Origin of the sequence: Rhizobium sp. Root491, from assembly GCF_001427205.1 — a bacterium.
Lineage (GTDB): Bacteria > Pseudomonadota > Alphaproteobacteria > Rhizobiales > Rhizobiaceae > Agrobacterium > Agrobacterium tumefaciens.
In genome coordinates, this window is the sequence record NZ_LMFF01000001.1 from 908,552 (window position 1) to 930,430 (window position 21,879).

At 58.2% G+C, this 21,879-nt stretch carries 24 protein-coding genes; 17 read left to right on the top strand and 7 right to left on the bottom strand.

Annotated features, from left to right (window positions below):
* Positions 1-39 precede the first annotated feature (39 nt).
* From ASD46_RS04510 to motA, 7 genes are all read right to left on the bottom strand, one after another.
* A complete protein-coding gene (locus ASD46_RS04510) occupies positions 40-1,332 on the bottom strand; it encodes a flagellin (RefSeq protein ID WP_025592474.1) in 1,293 nt (430 codons plus the stop codon).
* A gap of 306 nt (positions 1,333-1,638) precedes the next feature.
* Positions 1,639-2,076, bottom strand: a complete 438-nt coding sequence (locus ASD46_RS04515; protein ID WP_003515097.1) for a hypothetical protein — start codon at positions 2,074-2,076, stop codon at positions 1,639-1,641.
* Between the two features lie 5 nt (positions 2,077-2,081).
* Positions 2,082-3,164: a flagellar biosynthesis protein FlhB gene (gene flhB / locus ASD46_RS04520; RefSeq protein WP_003515096.1), complete on the bottom strand. Its 1,083-nt coding sequence runs from the start codon at positions 3,162-3,164 to the stop codon at positions 2,082-2,084.
* A gap of 126 nt (positions 3,165-3,290) precedes the next feature.
* Complete coding sequence (fliG, locus tag ASD46_RS04525) at positions 3,291-4,334, bottom strand: flagellar motor switch protein FliG (protein ID WP_003515095.1); 1,044 nt, start codon at positions 4,332-4,334, stop codon at positions 3,291-3,293.
* A gap of 27 nt (positions 4,335-4,361) precedes the next feature.
* Positions 4,362-4,901, bottom strand: coding sequence for a flagellar motor switch protein FliN (gene fliN, locus ASD46_RS04530; protein ID WP_025592471.1), 540 nt, complete (start codon positions 4,899-4,901; stop codon positions 4,362-4,364).
* Between the two features lie 64 nt (positions 4,902-4,965).
* Complete coding sequence (locus ASD46_RS04535; RefSeq protein WP_003515092.1) at positions 4,966-5,925, bottom strand: FliM/FliN family flagellar motor switch protein; 960 nt, start codon at positions 5,923-5,925, stop codon at positions 4,966-4,968.
* Positions 5,922-6,794 carry a flagellar motor stator protein MotA gene (motA, locus tag ASD46_RS04540; RefSeq protein ID WP_003515090.1) on the bottom strand — a complete coding sequence of 291 codons (873 nt, stop codon included), beginning with the start codon at positions 6,792-6,794 and terminating at the stop codon, positions 5,922-5,924. The genes ASD46_RS04535 and motA overlap by 4 nt, the downstream gene beginning before the upstream one ends.
* Before the next feature lie 184 nt (positions 6,795-6,978).
* On the opposite strand from motA, the gene ASD46_RS04545 reads away from it, so the two are divergent.
* The 17 genes from ASD46_RS04545 (at position 6,979) to ASD46_RS04625 (ending at position 21,839) form a co-directional block, all read left to right on the top strand.
* A complete protein-coding gene (locus tag ASD46_RS04545; protein WP_003515087.1) occupies positions 6,979-7,758 on the top strand; it encodes a DUF1217 domain-containing protein in 780 nt (259 codons plus the stop codon).
* Between the two features lies 1 nt (position 7,759).
* Positions 7,760-8,494 carry a flagellar basal-body rod protein FlgF gene (gene flgF / locus ASD46_RS04550; protein ID WP_003515085.1) on the top strand — a complete coding sequence of 245 codons (735 nt, stop codon included), beginning with the start codon at positions 7,760-7,762 and terminating at the stop codon, positions 8,492-8,494.
* Positions 8,495-8,505: 11 nt separating this feature from the next.
* The gene (fliI, locus tag ASD46_RS04555; RefSeq protein WP_060641861.1) at positions 8,506-9,912 is read left to right on the top strand and encodes a flagellar protein export ATPase FliI; all 1,407 of its coding nucleotides are present in this window, start codon (positions 8,506-8,508) and stop codon (positions 9,910-9,912) included.
* A 3-nt stretch (positions 9,913-9,915) separates the two neighbouring features.
* Positions 9,916-10,488 (top strand): hypothetical protein, encoded by a 573-nt coding sequence (locus tag ASD46_RS04560; protein ID WP_013635475.1) that lies wholly within the window; start codon positions 9,916-9,918, stop codon positions 10,486-10,488.
* 238 nt (positions 10,489-10,726) lie between these two features.
* Entirely contained in the window at positions 10,727-11,119 is a 393-nt protein-coding gene (gene flgB / locus ASD46_RS04565) for a flagellar basal body rod protein FlgB (protein WP_003515082.1), read from the top strand.
* Positions 11,120-11,122: 3 nt separating this feature from the next.
* Positions 11,123-11,542: a flagellar basal body rod protein FlgC gene (flgC, locus tag ASD46_RS04570; protein ID WP_003515081.1), complete on the top strand. Its 420-nt coding sequence runs from the start codon at positions 11,123-11,125 to the stop codon at positions 11,540-11,542.
* Positions 11,539-11,874 (top strand): flagellar hook-basal body complex protein FliE, encoded by a 336-nt coding sequence (locus ASD46_RS04575; protein WP_003515080.1) that lies wholly within the window; start codon positions 11,539-11,541, stop codon positions 11,872-11,874. Before flgC ends, ASD46_RS04575 begins: the two co-directional genes overlap by 4 nt.
* A 122-nt stretch (positions 11,875-11,996) precedes the next feature.
* Positions 11,997-12,785 carry a flagellar basal-body rod protein FlgG gene (gene flgG, locus ASD46_RS04580; RefSeq protein WP_003515079.1) on the top strand — a complete coding sequence of 263 codons (789 nt, stop codon included), beginning with the start codon at positions 11,997-11,999 and terminating at the stop codon, positions 12,783-12,785.
* A gap of 20 nt (positions 12,786-12,805) precedes the next feature.
* On the top strand, positions 12,806-13,294 hold the full coding sequence (flgA, locus tag ASD46_RS04585) for a flagellar basal body P-ring formation chaperone FlgA (RefSeq protein WP_013635474.1): 489 nt from the start codon (positions 12,806-12,808) through the stop codon (positions 13,292-13,294).
* Positions 13,291-14,412: a flagellar basal body P-ring protein FlgI gene (locus ASD46_RS04590; RefSeq protein WP_003515077.1), complete on the top strand. Its 1,122-nt coding sequence runs from the start codon at positions 13,291-13,293 to the stop codon at positions 14,410-14,412. The genes flgA and ASD46_RS04590 overlap by 4 nt, the downstream gene beginning before the upstream one ends.
* Positions 14,409-14,945 carry a MotE family protein gene (locus ASD46_RS04595; RefSeq protein ID WP_025592462.1) on the top strand — a complete coding sequence of 179 codons (537 nt, stop codon included), beginning with the start codon at positions 14,409-14,411 and terminating at the stop codon, positions 14,943-14,945. The genes ASD46_RS04590 and ASD46_RS04595 overlap by 4 nt, the downstream gene beginning before the upstream one ends.
* Positions 14,942-15,658 carry a flagellar basal body L-ring protein FlgH gene (gene flgH, locus ASD46_RS04600; RefSeq protein WP_003515062.1) on the top strand — a complete coding sequence of 239 codons (717 nt, stop codon included), beginning with the start codon at positions 14,942-14,944 and terminating at the stop codon, positions 15,656-15,658. Before ASD46_RS04595 ends, flgH begins: the two co-directional genes overlap by 4 nt.
* A gap of 28 nt (positions 15,659-15,686) precedes the next feature.
* Positions 15,687-16,187: a flagellar basal body-associated FliL family protein gene (locus tag ASD46_RS04605; RefSeq protein ID WP_013635471.1), complete on the top strand. Its 501-nt coding sequence runs from the start codon at positions 15,687-15,689 to the stop codon at positions 16,185-16,187.
* Complete coding sequence (gene fliP, locus ASD46_RS04610) at positions 16,184-16,921, top strand: flagellar type III secretion system pore protein FliP (protein WP_003515060.1); 738 nt, start codon at positions 16,184-16,186, stop codon at positions 16,919-16,921. Before ASD46_RS04605 ends, fliP begins: the two co-directional genes overlap by 4 nt.
* A 372-nt stretch (positions 16,922-17,293) precedes the next feature.
* Complete coding sequence (locus tag ASD46_RS04615) at positions 17,294-18,304, top strand: flagellin (protein WP_003515059.1); 1,011 nt, start codon at positions 17,294-17,296, stop codon at positions 18,302-18,304.
* 591 nt (positions 18,305-18,895) lie between these two features.
* Positions 18,896-20,239, top strand: a complete 1,344-nt coding sequence (locus ASD46_RS04620) for a flagellin (protein WP_025592458.1) — start codon at positions 18,896-18,898, stop codon at positions 20,237-20,239.
* 262 nt (positions 20,240-20,501) lie between these two features.
* The gene (locus ASD46_RS04625) at positions 20,502-21,839 is read left to right on the top strand and encodes a flagellin (protein ID WP_025592457.1); all 1,338 of its coding nucleotides are present in this window, start codon (positions 20,502-20,504) and stop codon (positions 21,837-21,839) included.
* The last annotated feature ends 40 nt before the right edge of the window (positions 21,840-21,879 follow it).

The following is a 21,879-nucleotide window of genomic DNA, read 5'->3' on the forward strand; positions in this document are numbered from 1 at the left end:
TGCAACCAACTCCCCCGAACCCGCCGGACCGACGCCGGGTTACTTGAAGAGCTGAAGGATGTTTTGCGCGTTGGCATTGGCGATCGAGAGCGCCTGGATGCCGAGCTGTTGCTGTGTCTGCAGAGCCTTCAGCCTGGTCGATTCCTCGTTCATATCCGCATCCACGAGACGGCCGATACCCTTGTCGATCACGTCCATCAGGCTCGAGACGAAGTTTTCCTGCATGTTGATGCGGCTCTGTAGTGAGCCGAGGCTGGAGGCCGTACTGGTCATGGCTTCGAGCTGCTTGTCGACAAAACTCATCATCACATCGATGGCGTCGGAAGCGGTGTAGTTCGTGGTGCCACCGGAAAAACCGCTCATGGCTGCCGCCACGACATCGAGATTGTCGAGATCGAGCGTGGAGACGGAAAGACCGAGGGATCTGGCAACGGAGGTCGGCGCACCGGTCGTGTCATAGAACCAATCGTTGCTGCCTATGTCCCGATAGGCCGCCGCGACGGTGGTGGTGCCGCTCGAAGGGTTGGTCGCCGTCACCTTGACCCAGGTATTCTCGGACAAACGAAGATAATTCACCGTTCCGTTGCTGTAGACGCTCGGGTCGGTATTCGTATCCGGCGTCGCCGCATTCAGCGTGCCGATTTCGGCGTCCGTCAATTTCTTGACGACGTAACCCGCATTGGTGGTCACGCCGGCTGTCGTCGATGTTTGGGTGATCTGTTGTTCCGTCTTCGCGACAAAAACGGCGCTCTTGTCGAGAATACCGAGTTTTCCGCCGCTGAGGTCGAAAAGCACGGCACTGCCGTCCAGCACATAGTCAACCGTGGTGACGCCGACATTGCCCGAACCGGTACGCGTGAAGGACGCGACGACCTTTTTGGTGATGGGTTCTACGACCGGCGGCGTGCCACCATTGCTGATGCTGGCCTGCAGCCAGTTCTCGCCGGAGAAGGAGGCAGATTCCGACGTGCTCTTCAGCTGTTCCTGAAGCTGCTTGATTTCGTCCTGGATCTTGCCGCGGTCAGCCCCGACGCCATAGGCGGCGACAAGCTTTTCCTTGATTTTCTTGACGACCTCGATCGAGTTCGCAAGGGCGTCATAGGCCGTATCAACCTTGGCGGCGCCCAGTCCCAATGCATCCTGCACGGCCGAGAGCGCTGCATTGTCGGAGCGCATGGTTGTGGAGATAGACCAGTAGGCGGCATTATCCGCCGCTGTTTCGACACGGTAGCCGGACGACACACGCGCCTGCGTCGTTTCGAGATTCTTGTCGATCATGCGCAAGGTTTGCAGCGCGGCCATCGCCGCCGCATTGGTCAAAATGCTGGTCATTGGGTCCACCCAATTGGTACTGTCAGGAAAAATCCGGCGCTGCGCCGAAAACGAGCAGAGGCATCATGCGCATCAGCGATGGTAAAAAGAGCCACCGCGACCTGCCGTTCGTTAACAAATCGTTAATTCGATAGGTACCAAACAACAACGCTGATTTGCAAGGCGTTCCTTGCCTTCACACGCCGGTTTTGCATAAACCGGCACGCTTCAGGCAAGGTCGGGTGAAAAAGTGCCCGAATGAAGCCATCGCGCCCGCGAATTCGGAAGGCGCAATGGATAATATACGAAAATGTCCGCTGGACTGGTTCAGGCAGCTTCGCCTTGGCGGGCCGACACGAATCGGGCAGCCGTCAGGCTCTGACGGAGAAATTCGGTGTTCTCGTCCGGATTTTCCGAAGGGTTCTGAAACGAAACATGATTGATCTCGACCGCAGCGTGCTCGTTGGCCAGAATCAATTGCGCATAAACCGTCGCGCCGTGCGGTTTCAGTTCGAGATCGAGGACGATCTCCGGCGCCCCTTCCCATTCGAGCCTGTATTCGCCACCGGCACCGAAATTGATCGTGCCCGGATGATAATAAAGCTCCGCGGCCGACGAGACGAGGTCGGCAATGCTGCCGTAGCACTCGAATCTGAGCAATGAAATCAGGTCGGCCGGATCGAGCAGGCGCAGTTCGGTGGCGATCGGGTTGATCGCCTCTGCGACGATCATTTCCCGCTTTTCAGAATAGGCGGATTTTTTCATTGGTTTTATTGAACCCGTATTTTCGATGACTTCATGGCGTAAACCCGATGAACGAGCTCAGCTACAGCCTTGTAAAAAGCTGGTGGAATCACACTATCGATCGAGACTTGCGCAAACATGGAGCGTGCGAGCGGCGGATCTTCAAAAACGGGGATATTATTTTTTTCCGCAATCTCGCGGATTTTCAATGCGATAAGGTCCTGACCCTTGGCAACGACGACAGGCGCGTCGCCTTCTTCGCGAACGTAACGCAACGCCACTGCAAAGTGTGTCGGGTTGGCAATCACCAGTGTCGCGCGCGGCACATTGTCGATCATGCGGCGGCGGGCGCGGTCACGGGCGACCGAACGCTGACGGGCTTTGACCACCGGGTCGCCCTGCGATTGCTTGTACTCTTCCTTCACCTCATGCTTCGTCATTTTCAGCTGGCTGAACCAGTGGTGGCGCGTCCACAAAAGGTCGACGGCGGCAAGCAGCGCGGTCGAAAAGAGAATCACGACCATCATCTTTTTGGTGAGCTCGACAACCCTGACGAAAATGACCTGCGGGTCGGAGAACATCAGGTCGATGAGACTGTAGAAATCGCCGCGCAGAGACAGGAACATGATGATCGAAACGATCAAGATCTTGAACAGCGATTTGCCGAATTCCACAAATCCCTGCTTGCTGTAGATGCGGCCGAACCCCTTTGCAGGCGAGATGCGCGACCATTGCGGACGCACCCTCTCAAGCACCGGCGACGGCAGGTTCTGGAAAAACGAGGAGGCAAGGCCGAAGACGATGAACATGATCATGGCCGGCATGAGCAGATAGGCCATGGACGTGCCGAGGAAATAAAGCAGCGACAGGGCATCCGGCCTGGTGCTGAGGTTCCATTGTTCGGGCTGGCCGAACAGGTCCTTCAGCGTTACGCCGAGGCGACCGGCGCCGTCGGGCAAAAAGAAAACCAGATAGCAGTAAAAGGCGAGTGACGAAGCAAAGATCGGCACCTCGCGGGAAAAGGGAAGATTGCCTTTTTCCGCCGCATCACGGAGTTTTTTCTCCGTTGGGTCTTCTGTTTTACTGTCCTTGTCCTGATCGTCTGCCAAGGCACGTTCCCGGGATAAAAAAAGGCCCGCCGATCGCGGCAGGCCGTCATTCCGAAACTAGCGCCCGAGACCGGCCATCGCAATGGCCGGCATTGCCTGTAAGGCGGGTTATCAACCGGCTTCCGCTCAGGCTGCTGCGGATTGTTCCTCTGTGGAGGCTTCCTTCAGCTGAATCTGACCGGAATTGGCCAGCCGGATCGCTTCCTGCGCCACGGCGCGGCGTGCAATCGCCACTTCGCGGGTATTGATGGAAGCCTGCGGCACGGCGAGGTCCGATTCGATCATGCGGCGCTGGCGCGGGCTGATGCTGGACAGCACACATTCCTTGATTTCCATGGTTGCGCCACGCAGCGCCATGGTGAGAACGTCCGCCGAGACATCGTTGAGCAGCAGGACGCGGCTGCGCTGCGGCATGAACATGAGATCGTCGAAGAGGAAGATCTTCGGCTTGACCTTGTTGGCAGCTTCCTTGCTGAGCGTTTCGAGCGAGCTGAGCAGCGTATCGACCTGCGGCTTTTCCATTTCGTTCATCAGGTCGGCAACCTTCGTGGAACCGCCCGCATTGCGCTCTGCTTCGATCTCGTTGATGAGGTTGACCACACGCTTCTCGATGATCTGCGCAGCCGTTGGGCTGACTTCCTTCATGTTCACCGTGCGGTTCATGATATCGGCGCGCTGCTCTTCGGGAATGGTCAGAAGGACCTTGGCACCGAAGGACGAGGGCAGCATGGAGAGGATATAGGCGATGGTCTGGGGATGCTCGCGCAGCAGGAACTTGCCGACGAATTCCGGCTCCGCTTCCTGCAGGCGATCCCAGATCGACGCTTCATAGGCCTGGAAGGCTGCACGACGGCCGAGAAGGCTGTCCACCTCCTCCGGTGTCAGGCCCTCTTCGAGAATGCTTTCGATCGCCTTGGCATTGTCCATCAGACCCGTTCCTTCCGTGAACAGGTCTTCGAACTCCGCCACGATCTGGGCGAGTTCGTCAGGAGGAATGACACGCAGCGTCTGGGCCGAGGAAATGATCATCTGCAATTCGTGCTGCGTGAAAAATTTCAGCAGCTTGCCGGCGACGCCCTTGCCCATGGCAAGAAGCACCGCGGCCGCCTTGTCGGCCTGAGACAACGGCTTCCCTGCCAGCGGGTTACCGAAATCCTCGAAGTCCATCATGGTCTTTCCTCTCCGTCCCCACAGGGATCAGGCTTTTCTCGTACTCATTACTTCAATCAATTTTACGCCGAAGCGCGTATCGTCGTCTTCAAGTACCGTTATTTCACCGCGCGCAATACGGCGGCCATTCACCATGATCTCGACCGGTTCACCGATCTTGCGGTCAAGCGCGATCGTTGCACCCTCTTCAAGGCTCATCAGACCAGAGACGAGCATGCGGCTGGTGCCGAGAACGATCTGGACATCGATCGGGATATCCATGATCAGGTCCATATTGTCGGACAGGCCACTGCCGAGCGGCGCCTTGATGCCCGCGACCTGTGGGGTGGCCGCGAAATCGTTCATCGCAAAATCGCCCACTCCGCCACCGAAGGCGGAAAGGTCGCTGTCGGCGGAAGCGTCGTCAACGCTCCCGAAATCCCCGAAGTCGCCAAAGTCGGACAGCGAACCTTCCGCATCCGTCTTGAGGACGCCACGCAGATCGCCGATAGCCTGGTCGAGCTCACCGCCATCTTCAAGCGACGGCAGCGCCATATCATCGGTCACAGGTGTTTTCTTCGTAGCCATGCGCTGATTATTCCCTTTGAAACTTGCGTCAGCCTGCCCAGAACCCAAAAAAGGTGGACAGGTTTTAACCCATCAGATGTCGCAAGATCTCGTCGTCCGTGCTGACATTGTTCTTTACCCGAACCATGTAGCGGTCGCCGGACTTGCCGAATTCACAATTATAGAGCTTGGAGCCGTTGGCGCTGACCTCGACGCCGATGTCGTCCTGCTTCAGATCCTGAAACGGAATGACGTCGCCGGCCACCAGCCTGGAGATCGTCCGCAGGGTCAAGGTTTCGAGCTTGATGCGCGCCTCAAGCGTTACCTGCGATCTCTTCACCTGCTCAGAGATCAAATCCACCCATTCCGCCTGCTTCTTCAGCGCCTGGGCTGAAGCCTTGGGAGCGGCGATGGAGGTCTTGAGCAGGGGCCGCTGCGGCACGATCAGCGCGAATTCCGAAGAAACCTTGCCGATGGCGATCTTCATGCGGACTGTCACGCCGTAGAGGCCGGCGATCATCTCCTCGAAGGCGCTTTTTCCATTGGCCGTAAAGGGCGGGTCGATCGTCGCCTCGAAACCGCCCGGCGCGTTGACGCCCGACCGCAGGACACCCCCGATGCGCCCGAGAACCATGGCCGCCAGGTCGAGTTCGATGTGGGACAGGCTGCGCTCGTCCGGCTCGCCGATGGTGTCGGCGGCGGCGCCCAGCATGCGCTCCATGAGCGCGATGACGAAGCCGTTGCCGACCGCCATCATGAAATTGGGGCACCAGTTGCGCAGAGAACAATCCGCAACCGAGAAATTGCCGCCGATATTGGCGATGAGATCGGTCATCAGCCCCGATTCGGAGCCGATATATTCGACGTCTATCGCAATGCCGGTCTCGCTGTGAAAGATATCAGGCAGGAATTCGCTGTAGAGATGGCCGATATCGGAGCCGACCTTCGCGATTGTCTTGCGGTCGGAAAGCCCGCCGGTAAGTTTCGCGAGCAGCGACGTGTCGATGACGGGTGCTCTTTGCTGTGCAGCTTTAGCCATGGTCATGCCGCCTTGTTTTCGCCGCCGGGGTTCATCATCTCCTGTTCGACGGCGTCGATGGACGGACGCTCGTAATTGGAAATGGTCTTGCGCCCGTATTCAAGCGCGACCTGCGGCACCGAGCCGTTCATGTAGGCGATCAGCGTCTGCTTGACGATGATGTAGAGGCGGTGCTGCTTGGTGCGGACGATCTTGACCTGCGAAGCGAGCGGGTTGCAGATCGAATAGGACAGGATGATGCCGAGCATGGTGCCCACCAGTGCGGCGCCGATGAGGCCACCCAGCACTTCGGGTGATTCGTTGATCTTGCCCATGGCCTTGATGACGCCGAGAACCGCCGCGACGATACCGATGGCGGGGAAGGAATCGCCCATGGTGGTGATCGCGTGGTAAGGTTTCAGCTTGTCGTGCAGGATGGTCTCGATTTCCTCGTCCATCAGCGCTTCGATTTCGTGGCTCCGCGCGTTGCCGATGATGATGAGGCGGACGTAGTCACAGATGAACGACGTCAGCTCCTTGTTTTTCAGCACCGAGGGTGCGCTCTGGAAGATCGAGGATTCTTCCGGATTGTCGATATGCGCCTCGATCTCGTTGCGCGATTTCGTGCGCAGGTCGCGCATCAGCGAATAAAGTACGCCGAGTACGTCGAGATAGTTGCGCTCCTTCGGGACCGAGTGCTTGAAGGCCTCGCCGAGCGCCTTGCCCGAATCCTTCACGACCTTCATCGGGTTCGCCATGATGAAGCCGCCGAGGCCGGCACCGCCGATAATCAACAATTCGAACGGCTGAACCAGCACGTCCAGATGGCCGCCCATCGCCATGTAGCCGCCGATGATGCAGCCGAAGGTGATTATAAGTCCAATTACAATATTCATTGATCGACCACGCCCGAACAGTGTTCCATGCCGCCATCTCTAGAAAATGTGGCTTGCGTGAACCTGTCCGCGAGGCCTCTTTCCCTCGTCGCCGCAGCCAGTTTCGCACAAGCAACATCCGGCATTATCCCGACAAAGGCGGACGTGCGCCTTGGTATCGGGATCAAACGAGAGCGGCGGTTCAGTGACTTCCACCTACACCAGCTACAGACTGATCAGTCAGGACATCGGCAAATCGCTTGAGCGTGTGTCGAAGCAACCCGACGTGGCGCGCGAAACCGAATATTACCGGTCGAAGATCGGCAGCGTGAAATCCGTCGACGACTTCATGGCCGATACCCGTCTTTACAATTATGCGCTGAAAGCTAACGGCCTCGAGGACATGGCCTATGCGAAAGCCTTCATCCGCAAGGTGCTGACCGAAGGCACGGCCGACAAGAACGCCTTCGCCAACAAGCTTTCCGACAGCCGCTATTCGGACCTTGCGAAATCGCTCGACTTTGCAAGTCTCGGTGCAGCTGCAACTGCGACCGAAGCGGCCCAGTCCGGCATCATCAGCAAATACACCCGCCAGACGCTGGAGCAGGAGGCGGGCGGCGACAATAACGGTGTCCGGCTTGCTCTTTACTTCGAGCGCAAGGCACCAACGATCAAATCGGGTCTCGATTTTCTAGCCGACGACGCGCTCGCGCAGGTGTTCCGCACCGCCTACAACCTGCCTGACGAAATTGCGGCAGGAAGCGTCGAAAAACAGGCCGCGCTCATCGAAAAATCCATCAATATCAAGGATCTGCAAAATCCTGAAAAGGTCGGCAAGCTGCTCGAGCGTTTCACCATCATGTGGGAAATGCAAAATCCCTCGACGACCTATGATCCTCTGGCCGTTTTCGGCTCCTCCAGCGGCTACGGCATTTCCCCGGACCTGCTGATCTCCATCAACTCCCTGAAACTCGGAGGCAAATGATATGCAATCCGGACTATACGTCGCCCTTTCCTCGCAGATTGCGCTGGAGCGTCGTCTCACCACCATTTCCGACAATATGGCGAATGCGAACACGGTGGGTTTCCGCGGTTCCGAAGTGAAATTCGACGAAATGGTCGCCAAGAACCACAATGACATGAATGCCAAGGTGGCGTTCGTGTCGCAGGGTAACGACTATCTCTCCACCCGTCAGGGCGCCTTCGAACAGACTGGCAATAGTTTCGATTTCGCCATCAAGGGCGATGCCTGGTTCGCGATGGACACACCCGACGGCCAGATCCTGAGCCGCGACGGGCGTTTCACCATGCGCCCGGACGGCGCGCTCATCTCCTCAAGCGGTTATCCGGTTCTCGACGCCGGCGGCGGTCCCATCCAGCTCAATGCGAATGGAGGCCCGATCACCGTCAGTCTCGATGGCGCTATCAGGCAGAACGACAACATCGTCGCCACGCTCGGCATCTTCCAGGCGGATTTCTCGAAAGGCTTCCTGCGCCATCCCAATAGCGGTGTGAAGCCCGTGGCCCCGCCGACGCCGGTCGTCAACAATCACGAGGTCGGCGTCGTTCAGGGTTATCTCGAGCAGTCGAACGTCAACGGCATTTCCCAGATGACGCAGCTCATCCAGGTCAACCGGGCCTTCGAGAGCATTTCGTCGCTGATGCGCGATACCGAATCCACTTTCGGCGATGCCATCAAGACGCTTGGCGGCGCACGTTAAGGAACTGAGCGATGACAATGCCGGAATCCACGCTCACGGTCGAGGTGATTTCACCGAAGCTCGCCCAGCTCGCCAGCCTTGCCGGGCACTATGCCGATCCGGAGTTTTCGGTGGCGCCGGGCGGCCATGTCCGCACCATCGCCGCCGGACACTACACGGTTTCCGGCCTGTCGCGGCATGTGAGGCTGGGCGAGTTCGTCGCCCATCGCAGCGCGACCGGTATCCATCTCGGCGAAGTCGTGCGCGTGGAACCCGATATCTGCTACGTCTGCCCCATCGAACCGGGCGAGCCGATTGGCATTCACGACACCGTCATCCGCAAGGGTGCCTTCCGCGTTGCGCCTGACGACAGCTGGTGCGGCCGCACCATCAATGCGCTTGGCGAACCCATCGATGGCAAGGGTCCGCTTGCATCAGGTACGGAGCGCCGTCCGATTTCCAGCAATGCACCGCCGTCGATGACGCGCAAGCGGGTGGAGACGCCTTTCAAGACGGGTGTCCGGGCAATCGATATTTTCTCGCCTCTCTGCCTTGGCCAGCGTCTCGGCATTTTTGCGGGGTCAGGCGTGGGCAAATCCACGCTCCTATCGATGCTTGCCAAGGCCGATGCCTTCGACAAGGTCGTCATCGGGCTTGTCGGCGAGCGCGGTCGCGAAGTGCGCGAGTTCATCGAGGATACGATGGGCGAGAATATGGGCAAGTCCGTCGCCGTTGTCGCGACCAGCGACGAAAGTCCGATGCTGCGCAAGATGGCGCCGCTTTCGGCCGTCACCATTGCCGAATATTTCCGTGACAGGGGCGACAACGTCCTTCTTATCATCGACAGCGTGACCCGTTTTGCCCATGCGATCCGCGAAGTGGCGGTCGCTTCGGGTGAACCGCCGGTGGCACGCGGCTATCCGGCCTCGGTCTTCACCGAATTGCCGCGCCTTCTGGAGCGGGCGGGACCCGGCGCCGAAGGCAGCGGTACCATCACCGCCATCGTCTCCATTCTGGTGGACGGCGACAACCACAACGATCCGATTGCCGATTCGACCCGCGGTATTCTCGACGGCCACATCGTGCTGGATCGCAGCCTTGCAGAAGAAGGCCGCTATCCACCGATCAATCCTCTGGCCTCGATCTCGCGTCTCGCCAAGAAGGCATGGACCCCGGATCAGGAAAAGCTGGTGTCGCGTCTGAAAGCGCTGGTGCACCGCTTTGAGGAAACGCGGGATCTGCGCCTCATCGGCGGTTATCGACCCGGCACCGATCCCGATCTCGACATGGCGGTGAAACAGGTTCCGATCATCTATGAAACGCTGAAACAGCTTCCGAATGAACCGGCGGCGCAGGACGCCTACGCCGATCTGGCGACCGCGTTGCGCGGTGGAGTGCAAAATAATCAGCCACAGGTAAACCCGAGAATGAGAGGCTGACCCGTGAAAAAGAAACAGATCGACAAGATCGACGATAGCGACCTCGAGAACGTACAGCCGCAGCCTCCCTTCTTCACGCCCGACCGTATTCTGGCGTGGACGGGAATAGGACTTGCCGCCGCCGCCGCATTTTTCCCCTGGTACGTGTTCTTTAACGAGGACAAGTTTGGAATGAGAGTGGCAGACGGCGACCGCACGCGCGACTTGCCCCATACCGGTCCGCGCGAAGTCTTCAGCGTTTCGCCCCTGGCCATGACCAATCGCAACAAGGAAGACGCGCCAGCGCCCGGCGAATTGCCGGACATGCTGACGACGGCGACGGTCAGCGAAAAGGGTAAGGAAAAGCAGAACAATCTCGCCGCAGGGCTTGAAGACCAGCCCTTCCCCGGCCAGACCTCCTTCCGCCTGCTGCATGTCTCCAACGGCCGCGCCCTCATCGAGGACGGATCGGGCATGTATATGGTGCGGGTGGGCTCCACGTTGCCCGACAATGCGCGCCTGACCAAAATCGAGCAGCGCGACGGCGAGTGGATGATAGAGACTTCTTCCGGCAAAACCTATCATCCCGAGAAGTAGTCAGACCGGCACTCTGCTGAAGTCTGCTGCCGTCGCCGGATCCAGTCCGGCAGGACGGAGACGTCTTAGCAATTCACTATTCGATCCCATGGCGTGCCGCATTTAACGGCGCGCCATTTTTGTTTTCGCAATCGCCTTCGGGATCAGATTCTCCAGTGCTTCCGCACCTACGCGCCTCACCGCAAGTCTGACGCAAGATTAGCACCGTAGGTTCGGGCCATACGAGATGGAGAAGTCTATGCAACCGATTCAACTGTTCGATCTGGCCTCCCGCCAAGCGGAATGGCTGAGCGTGCGGCAGGAAGTCGTGGCGACCAACATCGCCAACGCCAACACACCTAAGTTTCACGCCAAGGATGTCAGTCCTTTCGAAGCGGTCATGCAGGCCACCAGCCAGCAGGTCGGCATGGCGAAGACCCATCCCGCCCATTTCGGTGCTAGCGAGCTCAGCGAAAATATCGCGGTGCGCGACAACCCGATCAATAACGAGATCGGCATGCAGGAGTCCGGCAATTCGGTCGCGCTTGCCGAGGAAATGACCAAGACCGGCGAGATCAAGCGGCAATACGACCTGAACGCCAGTCTCGTCAAATCCTTCCATCGCATGATGCTGATGACGGTAAAGAGGTAAACCATGGATCCCTTGAGTGCGGCGAGCAAGATCGCGGGCAGCGGCCTGGAAGTGCAGTCCACCCGACTGCGTATCGTTTCGGAAAACATTGCCAACGCAAGATCGACCGGCGACACGCCTGGCGCCGACCCCTATCGGCGCAAGACCGTGACATTCGGCTCCGAGCTTGACCGCGTAAGCGGCGTGCAGCGCGTGACGGTAAAGAAGCTTGGCGTCGACCGCGGCGATTTCGTCCATGAATACGACCCCGGCAATCCGGCCGCCGACACCAGCGGCATGGTCAAGATGCCGAACGTCAACGTTCTGATCGAAATGGCGGATATGCGCGAAGCCAACCGCAGCTACGACGCCAACCTCCAGGTCATCCGCCAGACACGCGACCTCGTCGCCTCCACCATCGACCTTCTGAAAGCATCGCAATGATCGACGGCATCAAACAACTCGGTTCCCTCTCGCTCACGCGTGGCACGAGCAACGTCTCTTCGCTGACCGACAGCATTTTCGGCAGCCAGCAGACGACGCCCGCCCAGCAGACGGGCGCAAGCTTCGCAAGCGTTCTCGGCAATATGTCGACGGATGCGATGAACAACCTGAAGAAGGCGGAAGTGGCCTCCTTCGAAGGTATTCAGGGCAAGGCAAACACACGCGAAGTGGTCGATGCCGTGCTTTCGGCCGAGCAGTCGCTGCAAACGGCCATCGCGTTCCGCGACAAGATCGTGTCGGCCTATCTGGACATTACCAAGATGCAGATCTAGAGCGCGTCCGGTTTGACGCCAATCGTTGGCCGCGCTCTAGGCCTTTGTTTTTAAGCACTTTCCGGACGTAGAACCGCTCCGCGCCTTTACTGGAAATGCTCTAGCCCCGCAGGAAAAATGACATGAGAGCTCTTGCCATCGCTGCCACCGGTATGGACGCCCAGCAGACCAATCTGGAAGTCATTGCCAACAACATCGCCAACATCAACACCACCGGCTACAAGCGCGCGCGTGCAGAGTTTACCGATCTTCTGTACCAGACCGAACGCATGCAGGGTGTGCCGAACCGTGCCAACCAGGCGATCGTGCCTGAGGGAGCGAATATCGGCCTCGGCGTGCAGACTTCCGCGGTGCGCAACATCCACACCCAGGGCAACCTGATCGAAACCGGCAACAAGCTCGACGTGGCAATCATCGGCCAGGGCTGGTTTCAGATCGAGGCGGCCGACGGTTCGACGCTCTACAGCCGCGCCGGCGCCTTCAACAAGAATGCTGACGGCAACCTCGTGACGGTTGATGGCTACAATGTCATCCCGAACATCAATATCCCGACCGACGCGCAGGACATCACCATCACCCGCACGGGTCAGGTGACCGCCCGCATCGGCAACGCTGCGGATTTCACTGAACTCGGCCAGTTGACCATCGCCAACTTTGCCAACGAGGCGGGCCTGAAGCCGCTCGGTGACAACCTCTTTTCCCAGACGCCGGCCTCCGGCGCCGCCGTTATCGGCGTGCCTGACGATCCGAGCTACGGCTACATCAAGCAATCCTACCTCGAAGGCTCGAACGTCGATGCCGTCAAGGAAATCACCGACCTCATCACAGCGCAGCGCGCCTACGAGATGAATTCCAAGGTCATCACCACCGCTGACGAAATGGCTTCGATTGTCAGCAAGAACCTGAAGTAAGAACGGAAAGGCAGGCGGACATGAGGTTTGGCCGGAAACATAGCAGCTGCAGAACGGCACTCGTCCGTATGTGCCTTGCGTCTGCCTTTTCACTGGGTGCCATGGCACCCGCTTTTGCACAGGCACCGACCGCGCTGGTTCCTACTCGCACGATCTATCCGGGCGAGACGATCACGCCCGAACAGGTGAAGCCGGTGGAAGTGACCAACCCCAACATTTCCGCTGGTTACGCGAGCGATATCAGCGAAGTGGAAGGCATGATCTCCAAGCAGACATTGCTTCCCGGCCGCACAATCCCCATTGCAGCGCTTCGTGAACCGTCACTTGTGGTGCGCGGCACGAGCGTCAAACTCGTTTTCCACATCGGCAACATGACGCTGATGGCGTCCGGAACGCCCATGAGCGACGGCTCGCTCGGCGAGGTCGTAAGGGTACGCAACATCGATTCCGGCGTGATGGTCAGCGGTACCGTCATGAAGGACGGAACCATTCAGGTTATGGCGAAATGAAAGTGCTTCGTATCCTCTGTGCGGCTCTGGTCATTTCGGCCCTGCCCTTTATCTCGACGCCGCCAGCTCAGGCAGACACGTCCCGTATCAAGGATATCGCATCCCTGCAGGCCGGACGCGACAACCAGCTGATCGGATATGGTCTCGTCGTGGGCCTACAGGGCACCGGCGACAGCCTGCGCTCTTCACCCTTCACCGAACAGTCCATGCGCGCCATGCTGCAGAACCTCGGCATCACCACGCAGGGCGGCCAGTCCAATGCCAAGAACATCGCCGCCGTGATGGTGACGGCCAACCTGCCGCCATTCGCCAGCCCCGGCAGCCGTGTAGACGTGACGGTCAGCTCGCTCGGCGACGCCTCCTCGCTTCGCGGCGGCAACCTCATCATGACATCGCTTTCCGGTGCAGACGGGCAGATCTATGCGGTCGCTCAGGGAGCACTGATCGTCAACGGCTTTTCGGCACAGGGCGATGCAGCGACATTGACGCAGGGCGTCACGACCTCGGCGCGCGTGCCGAACGGCGCGATCATCGAGCGGGAACTGCCGTCGAAATTCAAGGATTCGGTCAATCTGGTCCTTCAGCTGCGCAATCCCGATTTTTCGACCGCGGTGCGCGTCGCCGATGTCGTTAACGCCTTTGCCCGCGCCCGTTACGGTGATGGCATCGCCGAACCGCGCGATTCGCAGGAAATCTCGGTGCAGAAGCCCCGCACCGCCGACCTGACCCGGTTGATGGCGGAAATCGAAAACCTGACGGTCCAGACGGATACGCCGGCGAAGGTCGTGATCAACGAGCGCACGGGCACGATCGTAATCGGCGCGGATGTGCGTATTTCCCGCGTGGCGGTGAGCTATGGAACGCTGACCGTGCAGGTGACGGAATCGCCGCAGGTCATCCAGCCGGCACCCTTCTCGCGCGGCGAGACGGCGGTGCAACCGCAGACGGATATCATGGCACTGCAGGAAGGCAGCAAGGTCGCCATCGTCGAAGGCCCTGACCTTCGCACGCTGGTTGCCGGTCTCAACAGCATCGGGCTCAAGGCGGACGGCATCATCGCCATTCTGCAAGGCATCAAATCCGCCGGCGCCCTTCAGGCGGAGCTCGTGCTGCAATGATGGAACTTCAGAAGAAAACTGCTTTCAGGAATGGCTTTGCCCGGTGCACGGCCGTTGCCTCGCTGCTTTTCCTGTTGCCCGCCGCTGGCGCCGAAAGCCAGCAGACCGTGGTGTCCGAACTCAGCACGCAGGATGAAATCCAGAAATTCTGCACCAATATTGCCGATGCGGCCCGCGACCAGCGCTATCTCATGCAGAAGCAGGAGCTGGAAAAGCTTCAGGCTGACGTCAACGAGCGCATTTCCGCGTTGCAGGACCGCAAGGCGGAATATGAGGACTGGCTGGCACGCCGCAATCATTTCCTCGAGCAGGCGAAAAGCAATCTGGTCGATATCTACAAGACGATGAAGGCGGATGCCGCAGCACCGCAGCTCGAGAAGATGCATGTGGAAATCGCGGCTGCCATCATCATGCAGCTTCCGCCACGTCAATCGGGCCTCATCCTCAGTGAAATGGATGCTCAGAAAGCCGCAATCGTCGCCGGCATCATGTCGCAGGCAATCGACAAAAACACTTCGAAGGATCCTTCATGACCCCGCGTCTTCCGGCCCTCCTCCTGCCGCTTGCCCTGCTTGCCGGCTGCCAGAACAACCAGACCCTGAAGGAAATCGGCAACGCTCCCGCAATGAGCCCGATCGGCAGCGGCCTGCAATTCAGCCAGACGCCGCAGATGGGCATGTATCCGAAGCAGCCAAAGCACATGGCGAGTGGCTATTCGTTGTGGAGCGACAGCCAGGGTGCACTGTTTAAGGATCTACGTGCGCTTAACATCGGCGACATCCTGACCGTCAACATCCAGATCAACGACAAGGCCGATTTCGACAACGAAACCGAGCGCAACCGCACCAATTCCAGCGGCCTGAACTGGAAGGCAAAGGCGGAAATCTTAGGTTGGACGCCGGAGGCAGATTCCAACATCAAATACGGCTCCGACACAGACACCCAGGCCAAGGGCAAGACCAAGCGTTCCGAAAAGCTGACGCTGATGGTGGCGGCCGTGGTGACCGGCATTCTCGAAAACGGCAACCTCATCATCAGCGGTTCGCAGGAAGTGCGCGTGAATCACGAAATCCGCATCCTCAACGTCGGCGGTATCGTCAGGCCGCAGGATGTCGACGCGCAGAACATGATCTCCTACGAGCGCATCGCCGAGGCGCGCATCTCCTACGGTGGTCGCGGCCGCCTGACGGAAGTGCAGCAACCCCCGGTCGGTCAGCAGGTCGTCGACCTGTTCTCGCCGCTCTGACGCCGACATGCGAAAGCGGGACTGACCCATGGAAAACGAACAGACTGAGGGCAAGAAAAAATCCTCGCCGATGGTCATGACCATCGCTGGCGTTGCAATCCTCACCCTGCTGGGTGCGGGCGGCGGCTGGTTCGTGGGCGGCATGGTCGCCCCGAAGATCGCCGGCGCCGAGGCGCATGCCCCGGCTGCCGCCGGCGAACATGGCGAGAAGAAGGGCGAGGGCATCGATAAAATCCCGGCAGAGGCGAACGGTATCGTCCAGCTCGATCCCATCACCACCAACCTTGCATACCCCTCCACGAACTGGGTGCGGCTTGAAGTGGCGCTGATGTTCAAGGGTCCGGTCGAGGTCAATCTCGCGGAGGATATCCATCAGGATATCATGGCCTACGTCCGCACCGTTTCCCTTCAGCAGCTGGAAGGGCCGCGCGGCTTTCAATATCTTAAGGATGACATTCAGGAACGAGTTGACCTGCGCTCTCAAGGGCGCGTATCCAAGGTCATGTTCCGGACCTTTGTCATCGAATGATTCGATTTCTTGTTACCATCGCTGTTCTTCTGGCTTTGCCGGGCCTTGCCAACGCCCAGCAATTTCCGACCGATCTGTTCAATACACAGATAGACGGATCCGTCGCCGCATGGATCATCCGCACCTTCGGCCTTTTGACGGTCTTGTCAGTCGCGCCGGGCATCCTGATCATGGTCACGAGCTTTCCACGCTTCGTGATCGCCTTTTCGATCCTGCGCTCCGGCATGGGGCTTGCCTCGACCCCGTCGAACATGATCCTCTTGTCGATGGCGATGTTCATGACCTTCTACGTCATGTCGCCGACCTTCGATAAAGCCTGGACAGACGGCGTGCAGCCGTTGTTGCAGAACCAGATCAACGAACAGCAGGCCATTGGGCGCATCGCCGAACCCTTCCGTACCTTCATGAACGCCAATACGCGCGACAAGGATCTGAAGCTGTTCGTCGATATCGCCCGCGAGCGCGGACAGGTCGTGATGACCGACAATGTGGTCGACTACCGCGTGCTCGTTCCGGCCTTCATGCTTTCGGAAATCCGGCGCGGTTTCGAGATCGGTTTCCTGATCATCTTGCCGTTTCTGGTCATCGATCTCATCGTCGCCACCATCACCATGGCCATGGGCATGATGATGCTGCCACCCACCTCGATTTCCTTGCCGTTCAAGATCCTTTTTTTCGTGCTGATCGACGGCTGGAACCTGCTGGTCGGCAGCCTTGTGAGATCGTTCAACTGACGGCAACTGTGCCGAAATAATCTTCGTTAATCCTGTTTGTTAACCCCGCAGCCCCACGGCTGCGGGGTTTTCGCGTTTTAACCCTTTGGTTACCGTTTTTGCTAGGGGTCAGATAACTATAATTTTAAATTAAAAACTTACCAATTAAATATACGTCGCAGTAACCATAAGTATTTTCTAGTATTTCTTAATGCTCAAATTAACAATTGGGCAATTCTTTGCTGCCAAATTCTCCCTACACACAGCGGGTTTGGTTTCCAAAGGCAAGTAATTCGGAACCGAGTGGCATGAAGCCGAAACGTTGTGACCGGTAATACAAAGTCCGGAATGTCCCCAACTCCAGTATCTCGTAAAAACAAGGGACAAAATACTATGGCAAGCATTCTCACCAACGCCTCCTCTATGGCTGCTCTCCAGACGCTGCGTTCGATCGGCAACAACATGGAGACCACGCAGGGTCGTATCTCGACCGGCCTGAAGGTAGGCTCCGCCTCCGACAACGCCGCTTACTGGTCCATCGCGACCACGATGCGTTCGGACGCTTCGGCGCTCTCCACCGTTTCTGACGCACTCGGCATCGGCGCAGCCAAGGTCGACACCGCGTACTCCGGCATGGAAGCGACGATCAAGGTCGTTCAGGAAATCAAGGACAAGCTGATCCTTGCCCAGGACCCGACTGCCGACAAGAAGAAGATCCAGAAGGAAATCGGCCAGCTCCAGAAGCAGCTGACGTCGATCGCCGACTCCGCGACCTTCAACGGTGAAAACTGGCTGAAGACGAAAGCATCCAACGACGGCGCAGCATTCGCTGCCGGTACTGACGATGCGGCTATTGCCAACCTGAAGAAGCAGGTTGTTGCTTCCTTCACCCGTGACTCCGCTGGCGCCGTCAAGGTTCAGCGCGTCGATCTGCAGCTCAGCGGCTCGAACGTTCTGTTCGATACCGGCGCTGTAACAGACGGCAAGGGTACGGGCATCCTCGACAAGGCAGCTGTAGCAGACGGCGTTAAGCAGTCGGTTTCGAACCTCGATATTTCCGACCTGAGCATCTACAAGGGCGCTGGTGCCACCATGCTCGGCACTGCCGCTGCAACGGACAACGACATCCTCGACAAGCTCATCACCCACGTTGACAAGCAGCTTGAAACCCTCAACAGCGCTGCTGCCGATCTGGGCGCGGTCTCCAACCGCATCTCGATGCAGGGTGACTTCGTTTCCAAGCTGACGGCAACGATGGAAAAGGGTATCGGCCGTCTGGTTGACGCCGACATGAACGAAGAGTCGACCCGCCTCAAGGCTCTGCAGACGCAGCAGCAGCTGGCAATCCAGGCTCTGTCGATCGCCAACAGCGACTCGCAGAACATCCTGTCGCTCTTCCGTTAATCGGACCGAAAATTACAAAAGTCGAGCCGCGCCCGAAAGGGCGCGGTTTTGCATTTGTGGAGTGCTCCGCAAACGGGAAGATTTCGTTTACCATCCTTGCTTTGAAAGCATTTACCACGATTTGAGCGAAGCGCCGGGAGCGCCCTGAAATTAGGGAATTGGAAAGCACCGGCTGTCAGATTTTGGGTATGGACAAGCGGATAGCCGCTGGCCTGAATGACACTACACGCAGGATCGCAAGCGGAGGCTGACCGTCTTGCAATTGCGTGAAACAGGCAAACGTGACGGAGGCTGACCCAAGCGTATTGCCCTTTTACCAAAGCCGCATCCGGAAACGGGTGCGGCTTTATTATTTTTTAAACATTTCAGGCTACGCGCGCATGCGCGCGAAGATTGCATAATAAAATCTCAGCGTGTGCATTTTTTTGCGACCCTTAGCTCTTCATTAACCATATGGAGGTTAGCTAGAGCCATCGAAACGGCGAGCTAACCATTAAAAATCAGCAGGTTAGCAGGCATGATGCTGTGCGCTGTTCCCGGTGAGACCGGAATGTCCCTTCTTTAATCAGCCATTCAAGGGGCAAATTTACTATGACGAGCATTCTCACTAACGTAGCAGCTATGTCTGCACTCCAGACCCTGCGCTCCATCGGCCAGAACATGGAAACGACGCAGGACCGCGTGTCTTCCGGCCAGCGCGTCGGCGAAGCTTCCGATAACGCCGCTTACTGGTCGATCGCGACCACGATGCGTTCGGACAACGGTGCGCTTTCTGCTGTTCAGGACGCCCTCGGCCTCGGCGCCGCAAAGGTCGACACTGCCTATTCGGGTATGGAATCCTCCATCGACGTCGTCAAGGAAATCAAGAACAAGCTGGTTGCCGCCCGCGAACCCGGTGTCGACAAGTCCAAGATCCAGGAAGAAATCACCCAGCTGCAGGATCAGCTGAAGTCGATCTCCAGCTCCTCGTCTTTCTCCGGTGAAAACTGGCTGCAGGCAACCGTCAGCAACGGCGCTGGCGAACTGAAGAACGTCACCAAGCAGATCGTTGGCTCCTTCATCCGCGACGCTGCCGGCAACGTGTCCGTAAAGACCGTCAACGTTGACCTGAGCCGCAACACGGTGCTTTTCGACACGTCTTCGGGCGCTGCAAAGGACAAGCAGGGCGTCCTCGACTCCTACGCCTATTTTTCTTCCACGGGCAGCTACAAGCTGTTCGAAATCACCAATGACTCGGACGGCGTAGGCGCCGCCCAGCCGGTGACCAAGGTTGCAGCAGCCAAGGTTTACACTGAAGCCCAGCTGAAGGGTCTGAAGGAAGCAACTGCCGGCACCGCCGTCACCTTCACCACCGCTGCTGCAACGGGTATCGTCACGATCGCTAACGCCGATGCGACAGCCCCCGACGTCAACGGCACCTACTTCAATCTTGGCAACGACCAGTATGTGAAAATCAACACGACTGCGCCGACCGCGCCGGCAACCAAGACCAACATTGCCGTTGGCCTCGACGGCACCACCAAGATCTACCTGGAAGAAGGCGCAACGGCCCAGCTCGCAACGCAGCTCACCTACTCCCTGACGTCTCTGGACATCACCAAGGACCTGACCGGCACATTCAAGAACAGCGACGGCTCGGCAGTCTCGGAAAACCAGTACCTCGACGCCATGGTTTCCTTCGTTGACAAGCAGCTCCAGAGCATGACCTCCGCCGCTGCCGACCTCGGCTCGGTCAAGATGCGCATCGAACTGCAGGAAAACTTCGTCAACAAGCTGACCGACTCGCTCGACAAGGGTATCGGCCGTCTCGTCGACGCTGAAATGAACGAAGAATCCACCAAGCTGAAGGCTCTTCAGACCCAGCAGCAGCTGGCTGTTCAGGCCCTGTCGATCGCCAACAACGACTCGCAGAGCATCCTGTCGCTCTTCCGTTAATCGGAAAAGACATCGCCAGAAAATCGAGCCGCATCCGAAAGGGTGCGGCTTTTTCCGTCATGGTTAAGAGAAATTATCATTTCCTAATTTTTATTAACGACAGTTTAGGCTTTGTTAACCATTCGGGCCCTAAAACCTAGCCATCGAAACGATTGGTTAACCAAGACGAAAAAGAGGTTAACAGGCATCAAGCCGCGCGATCGTTACCGGCGGCAATCCGGAATGTCCCTTTTCATTTAAGCCAATCAAGGGGCAAATAATTATGACCAGCATTTTGACGAACGTCGCGGCAATGGCCGCCCTTCAGACCCTCCGCGCAATCGGCAGCGACATGGAAGAAACGCAGTCGCGTGTGTCCTCCGGCCTGCGCGTCAAAACCGCCTCCGACAACGCCGCCTACTGGTCTATCGCGACCACCATGCGTTCGGATAACGGTGCTCTTTCCGCTGTTCAGGACGCCCTCGGCCTCGGCGCCGCAAAGGTCGATACAGCCTATTCCGCCATGGAAACCACTGTCGATGTCGTCAAGGAAATCAGCAAGAAGCTGGTTGCCGCCCGCGAGGCCGGCGTCGACAAGGCAAAGATCCAGGAAGAAATCCGTCAGCTACAGGACCAGCTGAAAAGCATCGGCGAATCCGCCTCCTTCTCCGGCGAAAACTGGCTTAAGGGCAAGATCAGCGACGCATCCGGCAACCTCACCCCGATAACGAAGCAGATCGTCGGCTCCTTCATCCGTGACGGCGCGGGCAATGTTGCAGTCAAGACGATCAACGTTCAGGTCGACAACAAGACTGCCCTTTTCGATACCTCGACCGGTGCGGCGAAAAACGGTATCCTCGATAGCGCCGCCCATTATTCCGATACAGGCTCCCTGCGCAATTACGAGATCACCACGACCACACCCGCAGGTGTTGCCACAAACACGCCCTCTACCGCAAAGGTGTTCACGCAATCCCAGCTTCTGGGTTTCCCCTCGGGGACGACGACCACAGTTTCTGCTCCAGACGCAGTAACCGGCCTCGTAACCGTTGCTGCGGCGACAACCGCACGAAACAACGGCACCTACTTCAAGATCGGCGAAAACGCAGCGGGTGAAGCCCTCTACGTGAAAGCCAACAATACGGCGCCGACGCCTGCCGGCACCACCGTGACCGCGATCGGAACCGGCGGTTCTTCCAACAACAATATTTACCTTGAAACAGGCGCCGCAGCCTCGCAGATGGCGCAGAAGCTCGGCTACTCGCTGATCGATCTCGACATCACCAAGGATCTCAGCGGTTTGCTGGACGCCAAGGGTCAGCCGCTGACGGACAATGACGGCCTCGACAACATGATCCAGTTCGTCAACACCAAGCTGGAATCGCTGATCAGCGCGAGCGCCGATCTCGGCTCCATCAAGATGCGCCTCGATCTTCAGGAAGATTTCGTCAACAAGCTCACAGACTCCATCGACAAGGGCGTCGGACGTCTCGTTGATGCCGACATGAACGAAGAGTCCACCAAGCTGAAGGCTCTGCAGACCCAGCAGCAGCTGGCAATCCAGTCGCTCTCCATCGCCAATACCAGCTCCGAGAATATCCTGTCGCTATTCCGCCAGTAAGCGGCGCCCGTTGGCTACGGGCGGTTTCGTCCCGCTCTGG

What these genes read in the sequence shown, in the direction of transcription:
- ASD46_RS04510 (WP_025592474.1), bottom strand. Translation starts at nt 1,332, where the DNA reads ATGACCAGCATTTTGACCAATGCGGCGGCGATGGCCGCGCTGCAAACC.
- ASD46_RS04515 (WP_003515097.1), bottom strand. Translation starts at nt 2,076, where the DNA reads ATGAAAAAATCCGCCTATTCTGAAAAGCGGGAAATGATCGTCGCAGAG.
- fliG (WP_003515095.1), bottom strand. Translation starts at nt 4,334, where the DNA reads ATGATGGACTTCGAGGATTTCGGTAACCCGCTGGCAGGGAAGCCGTTG.
- fliN (WP_025592471.1), bottom strand. Translation starts at nt 4,901, where the DNA reads ATGGCTACGAAGAAAACACCTGTGACCGATGATATGGCGCTGCCGTCG.
- ASD46_RS04535 (WP_003515092.1), bottom strand. Translation starts at nt 5,925, where the DNA reads ATGACCATGGCTAAAGCTGCACAGCAAAGAGCACCCGTCATCGACACG.
- motA (WP_003515090.1), bottom strand. Translation starts at nt 6,794, where the DNA reads ATGAATATTGTAATTGGACTTATAATCACCTTCGGCTGCATCATCGGC.
- flgF (WP_003515085.1), top strand. Translation starts at nt 7,760, where the DNA reads ATGCAATCCGGACTATACGTCGCCCTTTCCTCGCAGATTGCGCTGGAG.
- fliI (WP_060641861.1), top strand. Translation starts at nt 8,506, where the DNA reads ATGACAATGCCGGAATCCACGCTCACGGTCGAGGTGATTTCACCGAAG.
- flgB (WP_003515082.1), top strand. Translation starts at nt 10,727, where the DNA reads ATGCAACCGATTCAACTGTTCGATCTGGCCTCCCGCCAAGCGGAATGG.
- flgC (WP_003515081.1), top strand. Translation starts at nt 11,123, where the DNA reads ATGGATCCCTTGAGTGCGGCGAGCAAGATCGCGGGCAGCGGCCTGGAA.
- ASD46_RS04575 (WP_003515080.1), top strand. Translation starts at nt 11,539, where the DNA reads ATGATCGACGGCATCAAACAACTCGGTTCCCTCTCGCTCACGCGTGGC.
- flgG (WP_003515079.1), top strand. Translation starts at nt 11,997, where the DNA reads ATGAGAGCTCTTGCCATCGCTGCCACCGGTATGGACGCCCAGCAGACC.
- flgA (WP_013635474.1), top strand. Translation starts at nt 12,806, where the DNA reads ATGAGGTTTGGCCGGAAACATAGCAGCTGCAGAACGGCACTCGTCCGT.
- ASD46_RS04590 (WP_003515077.1), top strand. Translation starts at nt 13,291, where the DNA reads ATGAAAGTGCTTCGTATCCTCTGTGCGGCTCTGGTCATTTCGGCCCTG.
- ASD46_RS04595 (WP_025592462.1), top strand. Translation starts at nt 14,409, where the DNA reads ATGATGGAACTTCAGAAGAAAACTGCTTTCAGGAATGGCTTTGCCCGG.
- flgH (WP_003515062.1), top strand. Translation starts at nt 14,942, where the DNA reads ATGACCCCGCGTCTTCCGGCCCTCCTCCTGCCGCTTGCCCTGCTTGCC.
- ASD46_RS04605 (WP_013635471.1), top strand. Translation starts at nt 15,687, where the DNA reads ATGGAAAACGAACAGACTGAGGGCAAGAAAAAATCCTCGCCGATGGTC.
- fliP (WP_003515060.1), top strand. Translation starts at nt 16,184, where the DNA reads ATGATTCGATTTCTTGTTACCATCGCTGTTCTTCTGGCTTTGCCGGGC.
- ASD46_RS04615 (WP_003515059.1), top strand. Translation starts at nt 17,294, where the DNA reads ATGGCAAGCATTCTCACCAACGCCTCCTCTATGGCTGCTCTCCAGACG.
- ASD46_RS04620 (WP_025592458.1), top strand. Translation starts at nt 18,896, where the DNA reads ATGACGAGCATTCTCACTAACGTAGCAGCTATGTCTGCACTCCAGACC.
- ASD46_RS04625 (WP_025592457.1), top strand. Translation starts at nt 20,502, where the DNA reads ATGACCAGCATTTTGACGAACGTCGCGGCAATGGCCGCCCTTCAGACC.